Source organism: Salipiger sp. CCB-MM3 (genome assembly GCF_001687105.1).
Lineage (GTDB): Bacteria > Pseudomonadota > Alphaproteobacteria > Rhodobacterales > Rhodobacteraceae > Salipiger.
In genome coordinates this window covers 172360-188899 of sequence record NZ_CP014598.1, presented here as the reverse complement: position 1 = coordinate 188899, position 16540 = coordinate 172360, and the positions used below count along the sequence as shown (strand labels likewise).

15 protein-coding genes and 3 pseudogenes are annotated in these 16540 nt (G+C 62.6%); 3 read left to right on the top strand and 15 right to left on the bottom strand.

Annotation, left to right across the window (positions count from 1 at the left end):
- Nucleotides 1-194 precede the first annotated feature (194 nt).
- From AYJ57_RS22695 to flgB, 9 genes are all read right to left on the bottom strand, one after another.
- Nucleotides 195-2399 carry an NADP-dependent isocitrate dehydrogenase gene (locus AYJ57_RS22695; protein WP_066111350.1) on the bottom strand — a complete coding sequence of 735 codons (2205 nt, stop codon included), beginning with the start codon at nucleotides 2397-2399 and terminating at the stop codon, nucleotides 195-197.
- Between the two features lie 202 nt (nucleotides 2400-2601).
- Nucleotides 2602-3726 (bottom strand): flagellar biosynthesis protein FlhB, encoded by a 1125-nt coding sequence (gene flhB / locus AYJ57_RS22690; protein WP_066111349.1) that lies wholly within the window; start codon nucleotides 3724-3726, stop codon nucleotides 2602-2604.
- A gap of 13 nt (nucleotides 3727-3739) precedes the next feature.
- Nucleotides 3740-4495, bottom strand: coding sequence for a flagellar biosynthetic protein FliR (locus AYJ57_RS22685; protein WP_066111347.1), 756 nt, complete (start codon nucleotides 4493-4495; stop codon nucleotides 3740-3742).
- The gene (gene flhA / locus AYJ57_RS22680) at nucleotides 4496-6598 is read right to left on the bottom strand and encodes a flagellar biosynthesis protein FlhA (protein WP_066111345.1); all 2103 of its coding nucleotides are present in this window, start codon (nucleotides 6596-6598) and stop codon (nucleotides 4496-4498) included.
- Entirely contained in the window at nucleotides 6598-7410 is an 813-nt protein-coding gene (locus AYJ57_RS22675) for a lytic transglycosylase domain-containing protein (RefSeq protein WP_083191483.1), read from the bottom strand. The genes flhA and AYJ57_RS22675 overlap by 1 nt, the downstream gene beginning before the upstream one ends.
- Nucleotides 7410-7679 carry a flagellar biosynthetic protein FliQ gene (locus AYJ57_RS22670; RefSeq protein WP_066111343.1) on the bottom strand — a complete coding sequence of 90 codons (270 nt, stop codon included), beginning with the start codon at nucleotides 7677-7679 and terminating at the stop codon, nucleotides 7410-7412. The genes AYJ57_RS22675 and AYJ57_RS22670 overlap by 1 nt, the downstream gene beginning before the upstream one ends.
- An 18-nt stretch (nucleotides 7680-7697) precedes the next feature.
- Complete coding sequence (locus AYJ57_RS22665) at nucleotides 7698-8027, bottom strand: flagellar hook-basal body complex protein FliE (RefSeq protein ID WP_066111341.1); 330 nt, start codon at nucleotides 8025-8027, stop codon at nucleotides 7698-7700.
- An 11-nt stretch (nucleotides 8028-8038) separates the two neighbouring features.
- Nucleotides 8039-8449 carry a flagellar basal body rod protein FlgC gene (flgC, locus tag AYJ57_RS22660; RefSeq protein WP_066111339.1) on the bottom strand — a complete coding sequence of 137 codons (411 nt, stop codon included), beginning with the start codon at nucleotides 8447-8449 and terminating at the stop codon, nucleotides 8039-8041.
- A gap of 11 nt (nucleotides 8450-8460) precedes the next feature.
- Nucleotides 8461-8862, bottom strand: coding sequence for a flagellar basal body rod protein FlgB (flgB, locus tag AYJ57_RS22655; protein WP_066111337.1), 402 nt, complete (start codon nucleotides 8860-8862; stop codon nucleotides 8461-8463).
- A 67-nt stretch (nucleotides 8863-8929) separates the two neighbouring features.
- Between flgB and fliI the strand changes: the two genes are divergently transcribed.
- A complete protein-coding gene (fliI, locus tag AYJ57_RS22650; RefSeq protein WP_066111335.1) occupies nucleotides 8930-10270 on the top strand; it encodes a flagellar protein export ATPase FliI in 1341 nt (446 codons plus the stop codon).
- A 9-nt stretch (nucleotides 10271-10279) separates the two neighbouring features.
- Here the strand turns inward: fliI and AYJ57_RS22645 are convergent, their stop codons facing one another.
- From AYJ57_RS22645 to AYJ57_RS22630, 4 genes and pseudogenes are all read right to left on the bottom strand, one after another.
- Nucleotides 10280-11185, bottom strand: coding sequence for a glycosyltransferase family 2 protein (locus AYJ57_RS22645; RefSeq protein WP_066111333.1), 906 nt, complete (start codon nucleotides 11183-11185; stop codon nucleotides 10280-10282).
- Nucleotides 11186-11252: 67 nt separating this feature from the next.
- Nucleotides 11253-11927, bottom strand: a complete 675-nt coding sequence (locus tag AYJ57_RS22640) for a sugar transferase (protein ID WP_335740021.1) — start codon at nucleotides 11925-11927, stop codon at nucleotides 11253-11255.
- A 592-nt stretch (nucleotides 11928-12519) separates the two neighbouring features.
- Nucleotides 12520-13284 (bottom strand): IS21-like element helper ATPase IstB, encoded by a 765-nt coding sequence (gene istB, locus AYJ57_RS22635; RefSeq protein ID WP_066111331.1) that lies wholly within the window; start codon nucleotides 13282-13284, stop codon nucleotides 12520-12522.
- Nucleotides 13281-13595 (bottom strand): annotated as a pseudogene (locus AYJ57_RS22630) (IS21 family transposase); the annotation flags it as partial. The pseudogene AYJ57_RS22630 and the gene istB, both read right to left, overlap by 4 nt.
- A 42-nt stretch (nucleotides 13596-13637) precedes the next feature.
- On the opposite strand from AYJ57_RS22630, the gene AYJ57_RS22620 reads away from it, so the two are divergent.
- Both AYJ57_RS22620 and AYJ57_RS25725 read left to right on the top strand, forming a co-directional pair.
- A protein-coding gene (locus AYJ57_RS22620; protein WP_157374376.1) for an IS3 family transposase occupies nucleotides 13638-14764 on the top strand; the annotation gives its coding sequence in 2 pieces (ribosomal slippage) (nucleotides 13638-13902 and nucleotides 13902-14764; 1128 coding nt in all).
- A 29-nt stretch (nucleotides 14765-14793) separates the two neighbouring features.
- Nucleotides 14794-15254 (top strand): annotated as a pseudogene (locus AYJ57_RS25725) (DDE-type integrase/transposase/recombinase); the annotation flags it as partial.
- Between the two features lie 68 nt (nucleotides 15255-15322).
- On the opposite strand, the gene AYJ57_RS25720 reads toward AYJ57_RS25725, so the two are convergent.
- Together AYJ57_RS25720 and AYJ57_RS26430 are read right to left on the bottom strand one after the other, a co-directional pair.
- Nucleotides 15323-16096: a sulfotransferase family protein gene (locus tag AYJ57_RS25720; RefSeq protein WP_083191482.1), complete on the bottom strand. Its 774-nt coding sequence runs from the start codon at nucleotides 16094-16096 to the stop codon at nucleotides 15323-15325.
- A gap of 85 nt (nucleotides 16097-16181) precedes the next feature.
- Nucleotides 16182-16485 (bottom strand): annotated as a pseudogene (locus tag AYJ57_RS26430) (transposase).
- Nucleotides 16486-16540 lie beyond the last annotated feature (55 nt).

Below are 16540 nucleotides of genomic sequence, written 5' to 3'. Positions count from 1 at the left end.
GGCGGCAGTTCTAGGCGCCACACTTGGCGGTAGGATGCTTTGATGAGCGGGCCGCGTTTTTGCCCTCAAATCCCGAAAGCCGGGCCATCGGCCCCGATGCGCCCCTGCACCGCGCGATGCCCAGACTATGTCCGGACATGGAAACGCCCCCGGCCCATCGGACCGGGGGCGCCTTCATTTCGTCAGCATCGATCTCAGCCGAGGATGCCGTTCAGCGTCGCCGAGGGGCGCATCACAGCAGCGGTCTTCTCGGCATCACCGTGGTAGTAGCCACCCAGATCGGCAGGCTTGCCCTGCACTGCGGCCAGCTCGCCAGTGATCGCCGCTTCGCCTTCGGCCAGCGCCTTGGCGATGGGTGCGAAATGCGCCGCCAGCTCGGCATCGTCCGATTGCGCTGCCAGAGCTTCGGCCCAGTAGCGCGCGAACCAGTAGTGGCTGTCGCGGTTGTCCGGCTCACCCACTTTGCGCGACGGGCTGCGGTCATTGTCGAGAATGCCCTGCGTCGCAGCCTCGACCGCATCCCCCAGAACACGCGCCTTGGCGTTGTCCTTCTGATCGGCAAGGAACTTGAAGCTCTCGCCAAGGGCACAGAATTCACCCAGCGAGTCCCAGCGCAGGTGGTTTTCTTCCATCAGCTGCTGCACGTGCTTCGGCGCCGAACCGCCAGCACCGGTCTCGAAGAGGCCGCCGCCGTTCATCAGCTTCACGATCGACAGCATCTTGGCCGAGGTGGCCAGCTCGAGGATCGGGAAGAGGTCGGTCAGGTAATCACGCAGCACGTTGCCGGTGATCGCGATGGTGTTCTCGCCCTTGGTGATGGTCTCGAGCGAGGCGATGGTGGCTTCGCGCGGGGCCATGATCTCGAACTTGTCGGCAACGCCCTTGGCTTCGAGGATCGGCTTCACATACTCGATCAGCTGCGCATCATGGGCGCGGCTCGCGTCGAGCCAGAAGATCGAGCGGTAGCCGGTCGCCTTCTGACGCTCGATGGCAAGGTTCACCCAGTCTTCGATCGGCGCCTTGCGGGCCGAAGCCGAACGCCAGATGTCCCCTGCGGCCACGTCATGCGAATGCAGCACGGTGCCATCGTCGAGGATCATCTTGACGGTGCCCGCCTCGGGGATCTCGAAAGTGGTCGGGTGCGAGCCGTATTCTTCCGCCTTCTGCGCCATCAGGCCAAGGTTCTGCACGGTGCCTGCGGTGGCCGGGTTCAGCTTGCCGTTGGCTTTGAAGAACTCGATCGCCGCGTCATAGACCGGCGCGTAGGAGTTGTCGGGGATCACGCAGTTGGTGTCACCCTCATTGCCGTCCGGACCCCAGCCCTTGCCGCCGGCGCGGATGAGCGCGGGCATCGAGGCGTCGATGATCACGTCGGACGGCACGTGCAGGTTGGTGATGCCCTTGTCGGAGTTCACCATGTACATCGGCGGACGCGCGGCGCGCACTTCGTCGATGGCCGCCACGATCTCGGCGTTGTCCTTCACGCGCTCCAGCAGGTCGCCGAGGCCCGAGTTCGGATTGACGCCAAGCGCCTTCATCTCGTCGCCGTATTTCTCGAACACGGGCTTGAGCCATGCTTTCACCGCGTGGCCAAAGATGATCGGGTCCGAGACCTTCATCATCGTCGCCTTCATGTGCAGCGAGAAGAGCGTGCCCTCGTCCTTGGTCTTCTTGATCTCGTCCTCGAGGAAGGCATCAAGCTTGGCGGCGCTCATGTAGGTGGCGTCGACCACGGTGCCTGCCGGGTAGGAGACGCCCTCTTTCAGGACGGTCTCGCCCGCAGCGGTTTCCAGCACGATCTTCGCGGTCGCGGCTTTGTTGAGGGTCGCCGACACTTCGTTCGAGAAGAAGTCGCCGCCCGACATCGAAGCGACGCGGGTCTTGCTGGAGGAGGTCCATTCGCCCATGCGGTGCGGGTTGTTCTGCGCGAATTTCTTCACGGCGGCGGCGGCGCGGCGGTCCGAGTTGCCCTCGCGCAGCACCGGGTTCACGGCCGAGCCCTTGATGCCGTCGTATTTGGCCTGAACCGCCTTCTCTTCGTCGGTGGTCGCCTCATAGGGGTAGTCGGGCAGCGCGTAGCCCTGCGCCTGCAGTTCCTTCACCGCGGCCACCAGCTGCGGCACCGAGGCCGAGATGTTCGGCAGCTTGATGACGTTCGCTTCGGGGGTCTTCACCCAGTCGCCGAGCCACGCCAGATCGTCCGACTGGCGCTGCGCGTCGGTCAGCGCCTCGGGGAAGGTCGCAAGGATGCGGCCCGCCAGCGAGATGTCTTTGGTGCCGATCGAGACGCCAGCGGCGGCGGCAAAGCTGCGGATGATCGGAAGCAGCGAGGCCGAGGCAAGCTCGGGCGCTTCATCGACCTTGGTGTAAACGATGTCAGGCGTGTTGTTCTCAGCCATAATGCAATGCCTTTCCTGGAGGTCTGGCTCCGTTTAGCCGTTCTGCATACAAAGGTCTACAGTCGCGGTGCCGCAGCATGGGGCAGGCGGCAGACGCCTTTGCCCTACCCCGGTTCTTGCAGGATTTCCACGCTGCGCAGGATGTTTGCGCGACCATCTGCCGGTGGCGCCCACGACGAGAGGAGGAACCCTGGCCGATGCGTCAGTCTTCTTCCCGAAGACTCGATCCTTCGGGCATCGGCCGCTTGATGTTGCGCTGCATGTCCATGACGTAGCCGATGATCGCGGCCACCGCTTCCCAGTGCTGCACGGGGATTGGCTTGTCGAGTTCGGCCACATCGTGCAGCGCGCGCGCCAACGGCTTGTTCTCGATGATCGGCACCTCTGACTCGCGCGCCAGCTGACGGATCCGCGCCGCCATGAGATCGGCCCCTTTGGCCACGCAGACCGGGGCCATGTCGACGCCGCTCTCGTATTTCAGCGCCACCGCGTAATGGGTCGGGTTGGTCAGCACCACCGTGGCGCGCGGCACGGACTGCGCGATGCGCTGCTTGGCCCGCTCGCGGCGCAATTGCGCGCGCTTGCCACGGATCTGCGGATCGCCCTCGGTGTCCTTGGTCTCGTCCTTGATCTCCTGCAACGACATGCGCTGTTTGCGCCGGTGATCGAACCGCTTCCAGAACACATCCGCCACCGCGATCACCACCAGCAGCGCCAGCACCACAAGCAGCATCTGCGAGGCGGCCTGCCGCGCCAGTTCGGTCACCACGCCGGGCAGAATGCCCTGCGCCTGCCAAATCTCGCGCACCATCTTATAGGTGATCCAAAGCCCGATCGTCGCGACCACCAGCACCTTCACGATGCTCTTGAGGAACTCTACCATCGCGCTGGTCGAAAAGATTTTCTTAAATCCGCTGATGGGCGAGATTTTCGACAGTTTCGGCTTGATGCGCTCGGCGGCCACAACCACGTCGCCCTGCAGCACCGCCCCGGCCAGCGCCCCCAGAACCATCAGCGCCATCAGCGGCGCAAGCAGCACCCCGACGCCGCGCAGCACGCCCCAAGTGACGCCGCCCAGATCGCGGATGCCAGCCACGCCCTCGCCCACATGCACCTGACCGGCGGTCTCGAACACCCCGCGCAGAATGCCCGAGAGCGGAGCCGAAACACTGGGCAGAACAAAGGCCGTCACCGCAAAGAGCGACAGCACCCCGGTCACATTGCCAACCTCCTTGGAGCTGGGAACGTCGCCCTTCTCGCGCGCCTGTCGAAGCTTTCGCTCTGTCGGCTCTTCGGTCTTGCTGTCCTTATCCTCGTCTTCGGCCATCTCCAGCGCCCCCTCAGAACACCAGCAGGCCGAGCCATGCGGCAAACTCGTCGGCGAACTCGCGCAGCATCATCGGCGTCGCCATGACCAGCACTAAGAGCCCTGACACGATCAGCACCGAGCCCGCCACGAAGAACACCGGCAACGTCGGCATCATCCGCGCGGTCAGGCCCATGGCGAGGTTGAGCAGCAGCCCCATGACAAAGAACGGCGCGGCAATCGACAGCCCCATGTAAAAGCTCTGGCTCACCGCCTTGACCATCTGCTGCGCCAGATCGCCGGTCAGGATCTGCCCCGGCGGGAACACCTCATAGCTCATCACCATCGCGCCGATGATCATATGGTGCATATCGGTGGCGAAGATGACCGCCACAGCCGCCATCATCAGCGCCGAGGAGACGAGGTTGGCGCCCTCGAACGAGCCAAGGCTGGGCGAGAACGCGTTGGCGAGCCCCGAGATCATGCCGATCTGATAGCCCGCGAACTGCAGCCCGGTCAGCAGGATGCGCGCGGTGACCCCGATCCAGACGCCCAGCGTCAACTCGATCGCCATGGTCGCAAGGAAGGCGGCGGGGTTCTCGAAATCCACCGGTCCCAGTGGCGTCAGCGGGTAAAGCGCCAGCGACAGCACCAGCGCCATGGCCAGCCGGTGGCGGGCCGGAAACAGCGCCTCGCCGAAGCCGGGCACGAACATGATGATGCCGCCGATCCGAGCGAAGACCAGCGCCACACCGAGAAACTCGGCGGTGAGGAACGCCGAGAGGTTCATCTATTTGCCGATGGTGGCGACGGTGCGCAGCGCCGCCTTGCGGTGAATCTCATTGTGCGACAGCACCGTGGTCATCGGGCTGACCCGCTCCAGCATTGAACGCACGAAGCTGCGCACCTCGGGGCTGACCAGCAGCGCGGGCCACTCGTCGCGCTCGGCGAACTGCTGGATCTCGCGGCGGGCCTGCAGGACGAAATCCTGCACCCGCTGCGGCGACATGACGAAGTTGCGCTCGTCGCCGCTGACCCGCAGCGCCTCGAGGAATTCCTTCTCCCATGCCGGGCCCATGGTGATCACCGAGATAAAGCCCGAGCCATCCATCATCGACTTGCAGATCTGGTTGGCGAGGCGGCGGCGCACCTGCTCGATGATCTGCGTGACGCTGTTGGTGCTGCGCTTGGCGTCGGCGATGGCTTCGATGATCAGCGGGAGGTTTCGCGCCGAAACCCTCTCGGCGAGCAGCCCCTGCAGCACCTGCTGGATCAGCACCATCGGCGCGTTGCCGGGGATGTCCTTGGCCAGCTTCTGATACTCGCGGTCGAGCCCCTCGATCAGTTCCTGTGTGGCGCCATAGGTCATCAGTTCGGGCAGATGCTCCTTCACCACCTCGGTCAGATGGGTGATGATCACGCTTTCCGGATCGACCACCGTCAGCCCCATGCCCTCGGCGGTCTTGGCGGTCTGCGGATCGACCCACAGCGCCTCGAGGCCAAAGGTCGGGTCTTTGCCCTTCTCGCCCTTCAGGCCGCAGTTGCCGGGATTGACCACCATCATGCCCGCCGGACGCACCTCGCCGCGGGCCACTTCGACGCCCTGCACCATGATGCCATAGCTCTGCGAGGGCAGCATCGGCTCGTCCTTGATGCGCACGGTCGGCAGCACAAAGCCGAACTCGCGCGCGAAGAGGCCGCGCAGGCTCTTGATCTTGCCCGCCAGAGCCGCATCGGGGCTGGAGATCAGCGGCACCAGCGCCTGCCCCAGATCGAGCCGCAGACTGTCGAGCTTCAGGGTCTCTTTGATGTTGTCTTCGGCGGGTGCGGCCTCGGCCTTCTGCCGCGCCACCTCTTCGCGGGCGGCGGTCCTTGCGGCCTCTTCCGCGCCACGCTGCACCAGAATGCCAAGCCCAATCATCAGCCCCGCCAGCGCGGTGAAGACCAGCGCCGGAAAGCCGGGCAGCAGCCCGATGCCAAAAAGCAGCGCAGAGGCCATGAAAAGCGCCTTCGGGAACTTCGAGAGCTGACCCAGAACCGCCTCGTTCGCCGCGCCTTCGGTGCCGCCCTTGGTGACGATCAGACCCGCCGCCAGCGAGACCACCAGCGCCGGAACCTGCGTCACCAGCCCGTCACCGATGGTCAGCACCGTGTAGAAATTGGCCGCCTCCGAGAGCGACAGCCCGTGCTGCGCGACGCCGATCAAAATGCCGCCGATGACGTTGATGATGGTGATGATGATCCCCGCCACCGCATCGCCGCGCACAAACTTGGAAGCACCGTCCATCGCCCCGAAGAACCCGCTCTCGTCCTCCAGTTCCTTGCGGCGGCTGCGCGCCTGCTCTTCGTCGATCAGCCCGGCACCGAGGTCGGCGTCAATGGCCATCTGCTTGCCGGGCATCGAGTCCAGCGAGAAGCGGGCGGAGACTTCGGCGATCCGGGTCGAGCCCTTGGTGATCACCACGAAGTTGATCACCACGAGGATGGCAAAGACCACGATGCCGATGATGAAATTGCCGCCCACGATGAAGCGCGAGAAACCCTCGATCACCCCGCCCGCGGCGCTGGGGCCGGTGTGGCCTTCGGAGAGGATCAGCCGGGTCGAGGCGACGTTGAGCGACAGCCGCAGCATGGTGACGACCAGCAAAAGCGTTGGAAAAGAGTTGAATTCCAATGGCTTGGGAATCCAAAGCGCGACCATCAGGATCAGCACCGAGACCGACAGCGACACCGCGAGGCCGAAATCGAGGATCACCGGCGGCAGCGGCACGAAGAGCACCGCCAGCATCAGCGTCACGCCGATGGCGAAAGCCACGTCGCGGTTGGCCATGCCCTTGCCCAGCAGGTTGCTGCTCTTTTTCTGCGTGGCGGTGAAGGGATCGGTCAGGGCCATCAGAACATCTTTCGGAAGGCGGGAAGCACGGGCTGCATCACCTCGCGCCCGAAGAGCGAGCGTGCGCCCTCGGCGGCGGCGCCAGAGCGGGTGGTGATCGAGGAGGTCCAGAAATGCCCCTCGGGCAGCGGCTGCGTGGTGGCGACGGTCACCGGCGCGGCGAGGGGGCCGCCCTCTGCCGAGGCGAGCGCGCGGAAGATATCGAGCCGCTCATTGGCGATCTCGACGTTCTGGCGCAACCGCGAGAGGTAGAGGTCTTTATATTCGGGGGTGGCCGAATGATAGCGGCCCGCCGCCTCGATCCAGTCGCCGGTCTGCTCGTAGAGCGAGACCAGCAGCCGCGCCGCATAGTCGACGTTCTGCGCCGGATCGAAGCCCTGCTCGTAGGAGGCGAAGGCGTCGGGGTGCCAGCGCAGATTCACTTGCATGCAACCAAGGTCGATCGAGGTGACGCCCGCGCCACGGCGCGCACGCACCCAGCTGGCCGCCGTCTCGGGGCTGTCGAAATAGCGCCCGTCGCCATCGGCATTGGCGGTCCACGGCCAGATCGTCAGCTCGCCCTCATGCATCATCCCCGCCTCTTGCAGGCCGATGCCCAAAAGCAGGTTGCCGGGGATCTGGTGGCGCAACTGCGCGCGCAGGATCTCGCGGATGCAGACGCCGCTGGGATCAATGGCGCCGCGCAAAACCGGCGCGGGCGCGGCGGCGCGCTCTGTCGGGCGGTAGAAATCGCTCCAGTCGGCGCGGGCTCCCGGCGCCACAAGCAGCAGCACCAGCCCGGCCCCCAAAAGCACATCCACCAGACGGCGCATCACAGCCCCCCGCTGACGATGAGGTCGAACACCGTGTCCGAGAACTGTTTGACCATGGCGTACATGAAGGGGATCAGCACCAGCAGGCCCAGAAAGATCGACACGATCTTCGGCACGAAGGTCAGCGTCATTTCCTGCACTTGTGTCAGCGCCTGAAAGAAGGCGACCACGAGGCCGATGACCAGCGCGATCGCCATGATCGGGCCGGACGCGTAGAGCACGGTCAGGAACGCCTCCGACAGGATCGTGTGCGTATCGCTTTCTGTCACCGCGCCCCCACTGCCGGATCAGACCGGCATCCGCATGATTTCCTGATAGGCCTCGACCAGCTTGTCGCGCACCGAGACGGCGACCTTCACCGTCGATTCCAGCTCCAGCGTGGCCAGCACCACCTGTTGCGTGTCGGCCCCGCCGCGCAGCCCGGTCTGTGCCGTGGCCTCGGCCTCGCGCATGGTCTGCACGGTCTCGGCGCCGGCCTTTGCGACCATCTCGGAAAAGCTCGGCCCCTCATTCTGTTCGGGGACGATCGGGGGCGTCTTTTCGGCAACCATGTCGCGCGAGGCCCGGTAGGCCCCGCTGGCAGAGTTCAGCGAAAGGAGCGACGAGGGTTCCGCCATTCTTGGGAGTCCTATTTCAGCAGATCGAGAAGCTGGGTCCGCATGGTGCGCCCGGTTTCAAACATGTTGAGGTTGGCCTGATAGCTGCGCGAGGCTTCGCGCATGTTGGCCAGTTCGAGAATGGTCTTCACGTTCGACACCTTCACAAAGCCATCCTCGTTGGCCGAAGGGTGCGCGGGGTCGTAACGCAGTTCGAAATCGGCATCGTCGCGGGTGACGTCCGAGACGTTCACCATCGACGCGCCGCTTTCGCGGTCGACCATCTCTTCGAAGGAGATGACCTTGCGGCGGTAGGGATCGCCGCCCGGCTCGTTGGCGGTGGAACTGGCGTTGGCCACGTTTTCCGACACGACCTTCAGCCGCTCGCCCTGCGCACGCATGCCGCTGGCCGCGACGTTGAGAATGGATTTCAGCGGATCCATGACGGCCCCTCTCAGCGAATGCCCGTGACCGCGATGGTCAGCAGGCTGTTGCCCTTGCGGTAAAGCTCGGCCGCAAGCCGGTAATTGCCCGCCACTTCGGCGGCCTTGATGGTCTGCTGCTCGACCGACACGGTGTTGCCGTCGAGGCTGCCTTCCCACGCGGTCTCGTCACGCTCGATCCGCACGCCATCAGGCGCGGTGGTGGTGTTGCGGATGTGCTGGGAATCGGTGGTGTCGAGCCCGTTGAAGCTGCGCTGCCCTTCCAGAGCCTCGGCGAAGTCATTGACCTCACGCGCTTTGTAATTCGGCGTGTCGGCGTTGGCGATGTTTTCAGAAATCACAGTCTGCCGCGCCCCGAGCCACGTCATGCGGTCCGAAGCGAGCTGGAAAAAGGACATTCCACCAAGTTTCATGAAGAGTTCCCTTTTGGTTGAAACAAGGATAGCATGAATAAAACGAACTGATCAATGGATAGTAGCCATGCACACGGCGTTTTCGGAGCTATCAAGTCTTACACGGACCATTGAAAGGTCAAGCATTTCCGGGCAGGTGACCTCTGCGCTGGGGCTTGTCCTTACCGTGTCGGGGCTCGAACGCGCCGTCGGCATTGGCGCGCATTGCCTCGTGCAGGGCCGCGAAGGGCCGGTTTTGGCCGAGGTCGTGGGCATCGACTCGCAGGGCACGCGGCTTTTGCCCTTCGGCAGCTGGGACGGGGTGCGCACTGGCGATCCGGTGCAGGTCTCGCACAGTGCCGCCGAGATTCGCCCCGATGATGCATGGATCGGCCGGGTGGTGAACGCCCTCGGACAGCCGCTCGACGGCAAGGGCCGCCTGCCCGAGGGTGACGCCCCGCGCAAGATCCGCGCCGCCCCGCCCCCCGCCTTTGAGCGCCGCCGCGTTGGCGAGCGGCTCAACACCAAGGTCAAGGTGATGGACGTCTTCACCCCCCTGTGCCGCGGCCAGCGCATGGGGGTCTTTGCCGGATCCGGCGTCGGCAAATCGACGATGATGGCGATGCTGGCGCGCGGCGCGCAGGCGGATGTGATCGTTGTCGGCCTCGTCGGCGAGCGGGGCCGCGAGGTGCAGGACTTTCTGCAGGAGGATCTTGGCGAGGAAGGCATGGCGCGCTCGGTGGTCGTGGTCTCTACCGGTGACGAGCCGCCGCTGATGCGCCGTCAGGCCGCCTGGACTGCCACCGCCGTGGCCGAGCATTTCCGCGATCAGGGCAAGCAGGTGCTGCTGCTGCTCGACAGCGTGACCCGTTTCGCCATGGCGCAGCGCGAGATCGGCCTTGCCGGGGGCGAGCCGCCGACCTCCAAGGGCTACCCGCCCACCACTTTCGCGGAACTGCCGCGGATGATGGAGCGCGCGGGCCCGGGCTCGGGCAGCGCCGGGGACATCACCGCGCTTTATACGGTGCTGGTCGATGGCGGCGACATGGAAGACCCGATCGCCGACGCGGTGCGCGGCATCATGGACGGGCATATCGTGCTCGACCGCAAGATTGCCGAACAGGGCCGCTTCCCGGCGGTGAACCTGCTGCGCTCGATCTCGCGGATGCTGCCCGATTGCCACAACGAGGACGAATACGCGATCTACCGCACCGCCCGCCGCGCCGCCGCGCGCTATGCCGATATGGAAGAATTGATCCGCATCGGCGCGTATCGGCATGGCAGCGACGAAGAGGTCGACACCGCCATCGCCCTCGCCGAGCCGCTGGACGCGCTGCTCAGCCAGCGCAAACACGAGGCGATGGAAAGCTCAGAAACCTTCGCCCGCCTGCACGGCGCACTGAGCGACGCGGGAATCGTGGTGGGGTAGAGTTGCGCCCTAGTCGGCTCGCCGCAGATCAAGGATGCGTTCGGGCGCCGAGCGTCTCTTGAGCAGATCCGCAACCGCCATCCAGTTGCCCCTCACCCGTGCCTTGCGATCAATCCAAGGCTCGGGGCGAAACATCTTCACGTGGTTTGCCGCCATGTTCCGAAGGATGAGTTCAAGCCCGAACCTCTTGGGAATCGAGCCCTTTTTCATGAGATAGGCGACGTTGGCGACCTGACTGTACCCAAGCAGGTCACCGCTGGTCTCGCGACCTGATTTCGCCCCGAGATGCACGCCGACCAGCGCATCGGTCTTCAGCTTCTCGCCGGGCAGGCGGCTCGCAAAGTCCACATCCTCCTGCCAGCCATAGAGCGGCAGACGTTCATCGAAACGCACATCACCGATCAAAGCGGAGCGATAGGCCATGTTGCAACCGTAAAGGCCCACGAGATTGCGCTTCAAAGCACGTGGGGCGGCGGCATTCTTGATTTGCGTGGCCTCGAACCTTTCGACCAGCTGCGCCGCCTCGTCGAAAGGAATTCCGGCGCCATGGATACCATCGGCGATCAGATCACCTGTGATACCAGAGGCTTTCGGGAAGTCCGAAAATGCGCGCTCAATCCCGGCAATCGCATCTCGCGTCGGGAGGTAGTCATCATCGATAAAGAACACCGCGTCGCAGCGCCCTTGGACCGCGTCGAGACCTCGGTTGCGCTGGCGCGGCAGGCCTTTCTCAGAAAAGATCACTTCGACGGCTGGCTCTGCGGATTCGAGCACCTTCTGGGAGGGAAGGTCCTCGGGTCGCGTTACCACCAAGAGGATTTGGCTCGCTTTCTTGGTCTGACGGGAAATCCAGGGAATGGTCTGCTCAAGCGAGTCAGGACGTCCGACCGAGCAAACGACTACCGCAATTTTCATCCACCCACCGTGTTTGTTGCTAGTCTGAGTTAAGGTGCCCGTGAATTAACGAACGGGCCACACCGGCTTAACAGCCGGTGCGCTTAAGAACCGTGTTCACGGTACCAAGAAGAATGCGAAGATCCTGCCGAAGCGACATCCGCTCGAGATAGCTGGCGTCTAGCGATACGCGCTCGCTGTAGCTCAGGTCATTGCGACCCGAAATCTGCCACAGACCAGTGATGCCCGGGCGGAGTGCCAGGTAGACATCCTTCTGGGCGCCGTACCGGATCATCTCTGCTTGGGTAACCGGGCGCGGGCCAATCAGGCTCATCTCGCCCTTCAGCACGTTCCAGATCTGCGGAAGTTCGTCGAGAGAACTGCTTCGCAGAAAATTACCAAGCTTAGTGACCCGGGGGTCGTTGCGGAGCTTCTGGTCACGCTCCCATTCGGCCTTGGCATTGGGGTCGCTTGCCAGCAACTCCTGAAGACGCTGCTGCGCATCCGGAACCATGGTCCGGATCTTCCAGCATTTGAACATCTTCCCACTGCGTCCGACACGTTGGTGCCCAAAGAAGCCGGGACCGCCTTCGAGACGAACAAGGACATAAAGCACCAGAAGAACAGGGAGGATGGAAGGGAGGATCAAAAGGCCCAGAACGAGATCAAGTACCCGCTTCAAGAACCTTGCGTAGCCGAATGAAGACCCGCCGGCCTTCTCGGATATCAGCCCCTGGAGGGCCTCGGAGGAAGAGTGCATCATCGCAAAATCCTAAGAGTCAAATCGGTGGCGCCGCTAATCTAACGGCCGATCGTGTGCACCGGCCGGAGGAGGGGACTAGCCGACACTGAATTTCTCACCTGCCCGAAGGGTCGATTTATTTTTTACTTACTGAACTATTTAAATGCCGCGCCCGCAGGCAGCACTGCCTGCATCTCTCAGATTGTTAACGCGAGCCGAGTTTCTCGTTAAATCTTCATACTTTCTAAACCAGTACACCACATGCCGACCGTCAAGGCTACGTGACACGCCAGATATTTTCTGCAATGCAGAATAAACACGCGCCGTTCACCTTTGGCTGCGCAAAGTTTGCACAAGTTTTGAAGCGGACTGCCCGGTGCTCACTTGAAGTGAAGGATTCGCTCCGCCGACACTGCATCACTTGTAGACGTGTGCTTCCCGACACGCCCTCGGCCGTCCTTAGGGTTTCCGGGCTTGCATCTGGCTCACGGGTGTCAACGGCGGAGCAAAAACCGGCCACGGGGCGGCGCAAAAGCAGGCCACTTTCTTGCGCGCTTGAGCCCGCCGCTCGGGCTACGCCCTCCCGGCGGGCTCAAGCGCGCGTTGCGGTTTTCTATGGGGTCTGGCCGGCGTTTCGGGCCCGACTTTGCGCGAGCCTGTAGCTCTCGCCATTCATCTCGAGGATGTTGACGTGGTGGGTCAGGCGGTCGAGCAGAGCGCCGGTCAGCCGCTCTGTTCCGAAGGTCTCGGTCCATTCGTCGAACGGCAGGTTGCTGGTGATGAGCGTGGCGCCCCGCTCGTAGCGTTGCGAGATCATCTCGAAGAGTAGCTCGGCGCCGGTCTTTGACAGAGGCACGAAGCCCAGCTCATCGATGATGAGCAGTTTGACCGAGGCCAGCTGCTTCTGGAGCCGCAGGAGGCGGCGCTCGTCGCGGGCTTCCATCAACTCGTTGACCAGTGCCGCGGCCGTAGTGAAGCTGACCGACATTCCTTTCTGACAAGCGGCCAGTCCCAGCCCCAGAGCAACATGCGTCTTGCCCGTGCCACTCGGTCCGAGCGCAATGACGTTTTCGCGCCGCTCGATCCATTCGCAACGGGCGAGGTCCAGTACCTGCATCTTGTTGAGCTTCGGGATCGCCTTGAAGTCGAAGCTGTCCAGGCTCTTCTTGGCGGGGAACTTTGCAGCCTTGATCCGGCGTTCGATCATCCGTCCCTCGCGGTCGATCAGTTCCAGTTCGACCAGTCGGGCGAGGAACTGGACGTGGTCCAGGCCCTCGGCTGCACATTGGCGCGCCAGCTTCTCATGCTCCCGCAAGAAGGTCGGGAGCTTCAGCGTCTTCAGGTGATGAGCCAGCAAGATCTGCGGAGCACCGGTCATGCCGCATCTCCCGACAACAGGGACATGTAGCTCGCCGCCGAGGTGGTCCCCACGTTGGCCCGCGGCAGATAGGGATAGACGTCGAGATCAAGCTTCGGGGGGCGCCTCTCGACGTGGCACAGCACGAGGTGTTTGACAGCGTCGAAGCCGACCGCCCCCAGGTTCAGCGCTTTCTTCACCGCGGCATGCACGTCGGCGAGTTCGAAGGTCTCGAGAAGGCGCAACACCTGCACGTACTCGCGGCGGCCCATCTTCTGCATCCGCGCTTCCATGAGGTGAGCCAGCCCCTTTGAAGTGGTCCACCCACGAAGCCTGAAATCCGATAGGATTTCGGCGAACAGGAGGACTACGGAATGGCTGGAAAGCGTGAGAAGCCGGAAGACATTGTCACCAAGCTGCGTCAGGTCGAGGTGTTGCATGGCCAGGGCCTGTCGATGGCCGATGCGGTGCGGCAGATCGGGATATCGCAGCATACCTTTTACCGGTGGCGGAAGCAGTATGGTGGGATGAACCGGGCACAGTTGTCGCGGCTGAAGGAACTCGAGAAGGAGAACCTGAGGCTGCGGCGGGCGGTATCTGACCTGACGCTCGAGAAGCTGATCCTGACCGAGGCTGCCCAGGGAAACTTCTAAGCCCTTCGCGCCGCCGCGAATGCGTGGAGCATGTGCGCCAGACACTCGGCATCTCCGAACGCCGGGCCTGCCGGGTGCTCGGCCAACACCGCTCCACGCAGCGCAAGCCGCCCCAGGGCCGGGAAGACGAGGCGCGGCTGACCGCCGACGTCATCGAACTGGCCCGGGAATATGGCCGCTACGGTTACCGCCGGGTCGCCGTGCTGCTGCGGCGTGCCGGCTGGCAGGTGAACCATAAGCGGGTGGCGCGCATTTGGCGGCGCGAAGGGCTCAAGGTCCCACACAAGCAGAAGAAGCGCGGCAGGCTCTGGCTGAACGACGGCTCTTGCGTGCGGCTGAAGCCCGAGCACCCCAACCACGTCTGGTCCTACGACTTCGTGCAGGACCGGACCAGCGACGGCCGGGCTTACCGGACGCTCAACATCCTCGATGAATATACGCGGGAGGCGTTAATGATCCGTGTCGACAGGCGACTGAACTCCACCGATGTCCTGGACGCGCTGACGGACCTTTTCATCCAGCGCGGCCCGCCGCGGTTCATCCGGTCCGACAACGGCCCGGAGTTCATCGCGCAGAAGGTGCGCGACTGGATCGAGCTGGTGGGGGCGAAGACCGCCTACATCGAGCCGGGGTCACCCTGGGAGAACGGCTACTGCGAGAGCTTCAATGCGCGCTTCCGGGACGAGTTGCTGAATGGCGAGGTCTTCTACTCGTTGAGGGAGGCGCAAATCCTCATCGAACAATGGCGAAAGCACTACAACACCGCTCGGCCGCATAGCGCTCTTGGATATCGGACACCGGCACCGGAGACCTTCATCCCCATAGATCGAAGGCCGACCATGCATTAGCATTTAACCCGGACCACTCGATGGGGTCAGCTCACGTGCTGGACCTGTTCTCCCGACGCGTGGTGGGGTGGTCAATGAGAGCGGATCGCGATGCCACATTGGTCATGGACGCACTGATGATGGTCGTCTAGCGCCGCGGCAAGGCCGACGAGTTGCTTCATCATTCGGACCAAGGTTCGCAATACACGAGTGAGCAGTTCCAGCACCTGTTGCTCGACCATGAGATCACCTGCTCCTCACTCGGCAGCATGCTCCGCATGCGCCTGCCGGGCAGTGGATGAGCAGAGCTGGAAACGTCTGGGACAATTCGGCCATGGAGAGTTTCTTCTCTTCTCTCAAGACCGAATGGACCGCGCGCAAGATCTACCGCACACGTAGCGCCGCTCGGGCTGACGTCTTTAACTACATCGAATGCTTATACAACCCGAGACGCCGACATTCGAAGTTGGGCTATCTAAGTCCGGTGGCGCTCGAGGCCCGCGCTATGTAAACCTAACCCACTGTCCACGAAACCGGCAGCAGGACAAAAAGCCCTTTTCAGGTACCAGATGCCGAACGTTATGCATCCGAAGTCAAGTGCACGAAGCGCGCATAGGCTTCTTCGACCGCTATCTCCAACTCCGGAGCGATGTTCAACACTATCCTGTCAGCGCTCAGCATAGTTCCTTCTTGTGGCTCGATCCGCGTGTAGCGACCGCTTGTAGTCGGATCTCCTCCTCCACCTTTACGTGAGGCAGCGACGCTGACGTAGTGGTTCTCGAGCCGGGGATGAATCTCAAGACGCGCGGAGATCCGATTAAGCTGCGCCTGAGGATCGCTCAGGAGATCTAAATGTGTAAGCCCGATCCTGCGGTGAGCCGGAAACTTTTGCCAAAGAACCATCAACCTATTTAAGCGCTCGAGGTAATACTCCGCGGCATCTGTGTCTGTTTCGTATTCCCGATTACCTAGCCCGGCGAAAAGCTTGCGTATTGAGCGGATCGCAGGCTTCGGACTACGCGCGACGAAGATGGCTCGCGCGTCAAAAAATTCGGCTGGAGCATCCTCATCGTACCGGCTGTGAAGGATCTTGTCGAATAGATAAAGAGCACCGAGGCTTCTGCCACTGCGCAAAGTCTGATTAACCACAAGACGGCCGAGGGCGTCACGTCCGTCATAACGGATGTGTGCTTCTCCATAGCCACGGACTTCCGCGCGAGAACAAAGGATGTTCGACAGCGCGGTGGAGCCGCACCGCATATGTGCAAGGATGAGTATGCAGTTGCGATAGCGGCATTGAGGAAGAAATTTTGCCGCCCCTCGGCCGGAAATGGTCTTGAGATATTTCTTCATATTTTAATATTCCCAAATGCTTGACGTTTACTAGATATAAGGCATCCATGCCAGACACAGTTGGGACGAACTGCGGAAGAAAAATTCAAAATATGCGAAACATCTCGCAAATATTGGAAACTTCATCAGTTAACGAGAACCTTAAGAAGGATGCGGCGCGACTGACCACTAGGTCAAGGCGCGACGCTTTTTCGCGTTCGATCTTAGCGATCTTATGCTCGCTTTTAGAAAAAATTTTCCTGTTATGGCCTACTGCCGGTTTCGTGGGCACTTCCATGCCGCCACACTTCGAGCGCCACTTGTAGAATGTTCCATCGCTTATGCCGTGCTTACGGCAGAGCTCTTTGGCGCCTACGCTGGCTTGGTGCATCCTTCAGGATGCCAATGATCTGCTCTTCGCTGAAACGGCTTCGGCATCGTCTGTCTTCTTGTTAAAAGAACAGG

Excerpts from the sequence above, each read along its gene's own strand:
- AYJ57_RS22695 (WP_066111350.1), bottom strand. The coding sequence starts at position 2,399 with ATGGCTGAGAACAACACGCCTGACATCGTTTACACCAAGGTCGATGAA.
- flhB (WP_066111349.1), bottom strand. The coding sequence starts at position 3,726 with ATGGCCGAAGACGAGGATAAGGACAGCAAGACCGAAGAGCCGACAGAG.
- AYJ57_RS22685 (WP_066111347.1), bottom strand. The coding sequence starts at position 4,495 with ATGAACCTCTCGGCGTTCCTCACCGCCGAGTTTCTCGGTGTGGCGCTG.
- flhA (WP_066111345.1), bottom strand. The coding sequence starts at position 6,598 with ATGGCCCTGACCGATCCCTTCACCGCCACGCAGAAAAAGAGCAGCAAC.
- AYJ57_RS22675 (WP_083191483.1), bottom strand. The coding sequence starts at position 7,410 with ATGCGCCGTCTGGTGGATGTGCTTTTGGGGGCCGGGCTGGTGCTGCTG.
- AYJ57_RS22665 (WP_066111341.1), bottom strand. The coding sequence starts at position 8,027 with ATGGCGGAACCCTCGTCGCTCCTTTCGCTGAACTCTGCCAGCGGGGCC.
- flgC (WP_066111339.1), bottom strand. The coding sequence starts at position 8,449 with ATGGATCCGCTGAAATCCATTCTCAACGTCGCGGCCAGCGGCATGCGT.
- flgB (WP_066111337.1), bottom strand. The coding sequence starts at position 8,862 with ATGAAACTTGGTGGAATGTCCTTTTTCCAGCTCGCTTCGGACCGCATG.
- fliI (WP_066111335.1), top strand. The coding sequence starts at position 8,930 with ATGCACACGGCGTTTTCGGAGCTATCAAGTCTTACACGGACCATTGAA.
- AYJ57_RS22645 (WP_066111333.1), bottom strand. The coding sequence starts at position 11,185 with ATGAAAATTGCGGTAGTCGTTTGCTCGGTCGGACGTCCTGACTCGCTT.
- AYJ57_RS22640 (WP_335740021.1), bottom strand. The coding sequence starts at position 11,927 with ATGATGCACTCTTCCTCCGAGGCCCTCCAGGGGCTGATATCCGAGAAG.
- istB (WP_066111331.1), bottom strand. The coding sequence starts at position 13,284 with ATGACCGGTGCTCCGCAGATCTTGCTGGCTCATCACCTGAAGACGCTG.
- AYJ57_RS25720 (WP_083191482.1), bottom strand. The coding sequence starts at position 16,096 with ATGAAGAAATATCTCAAGACCATTTCCGGCCGAGGGGCGGCAAAATTT.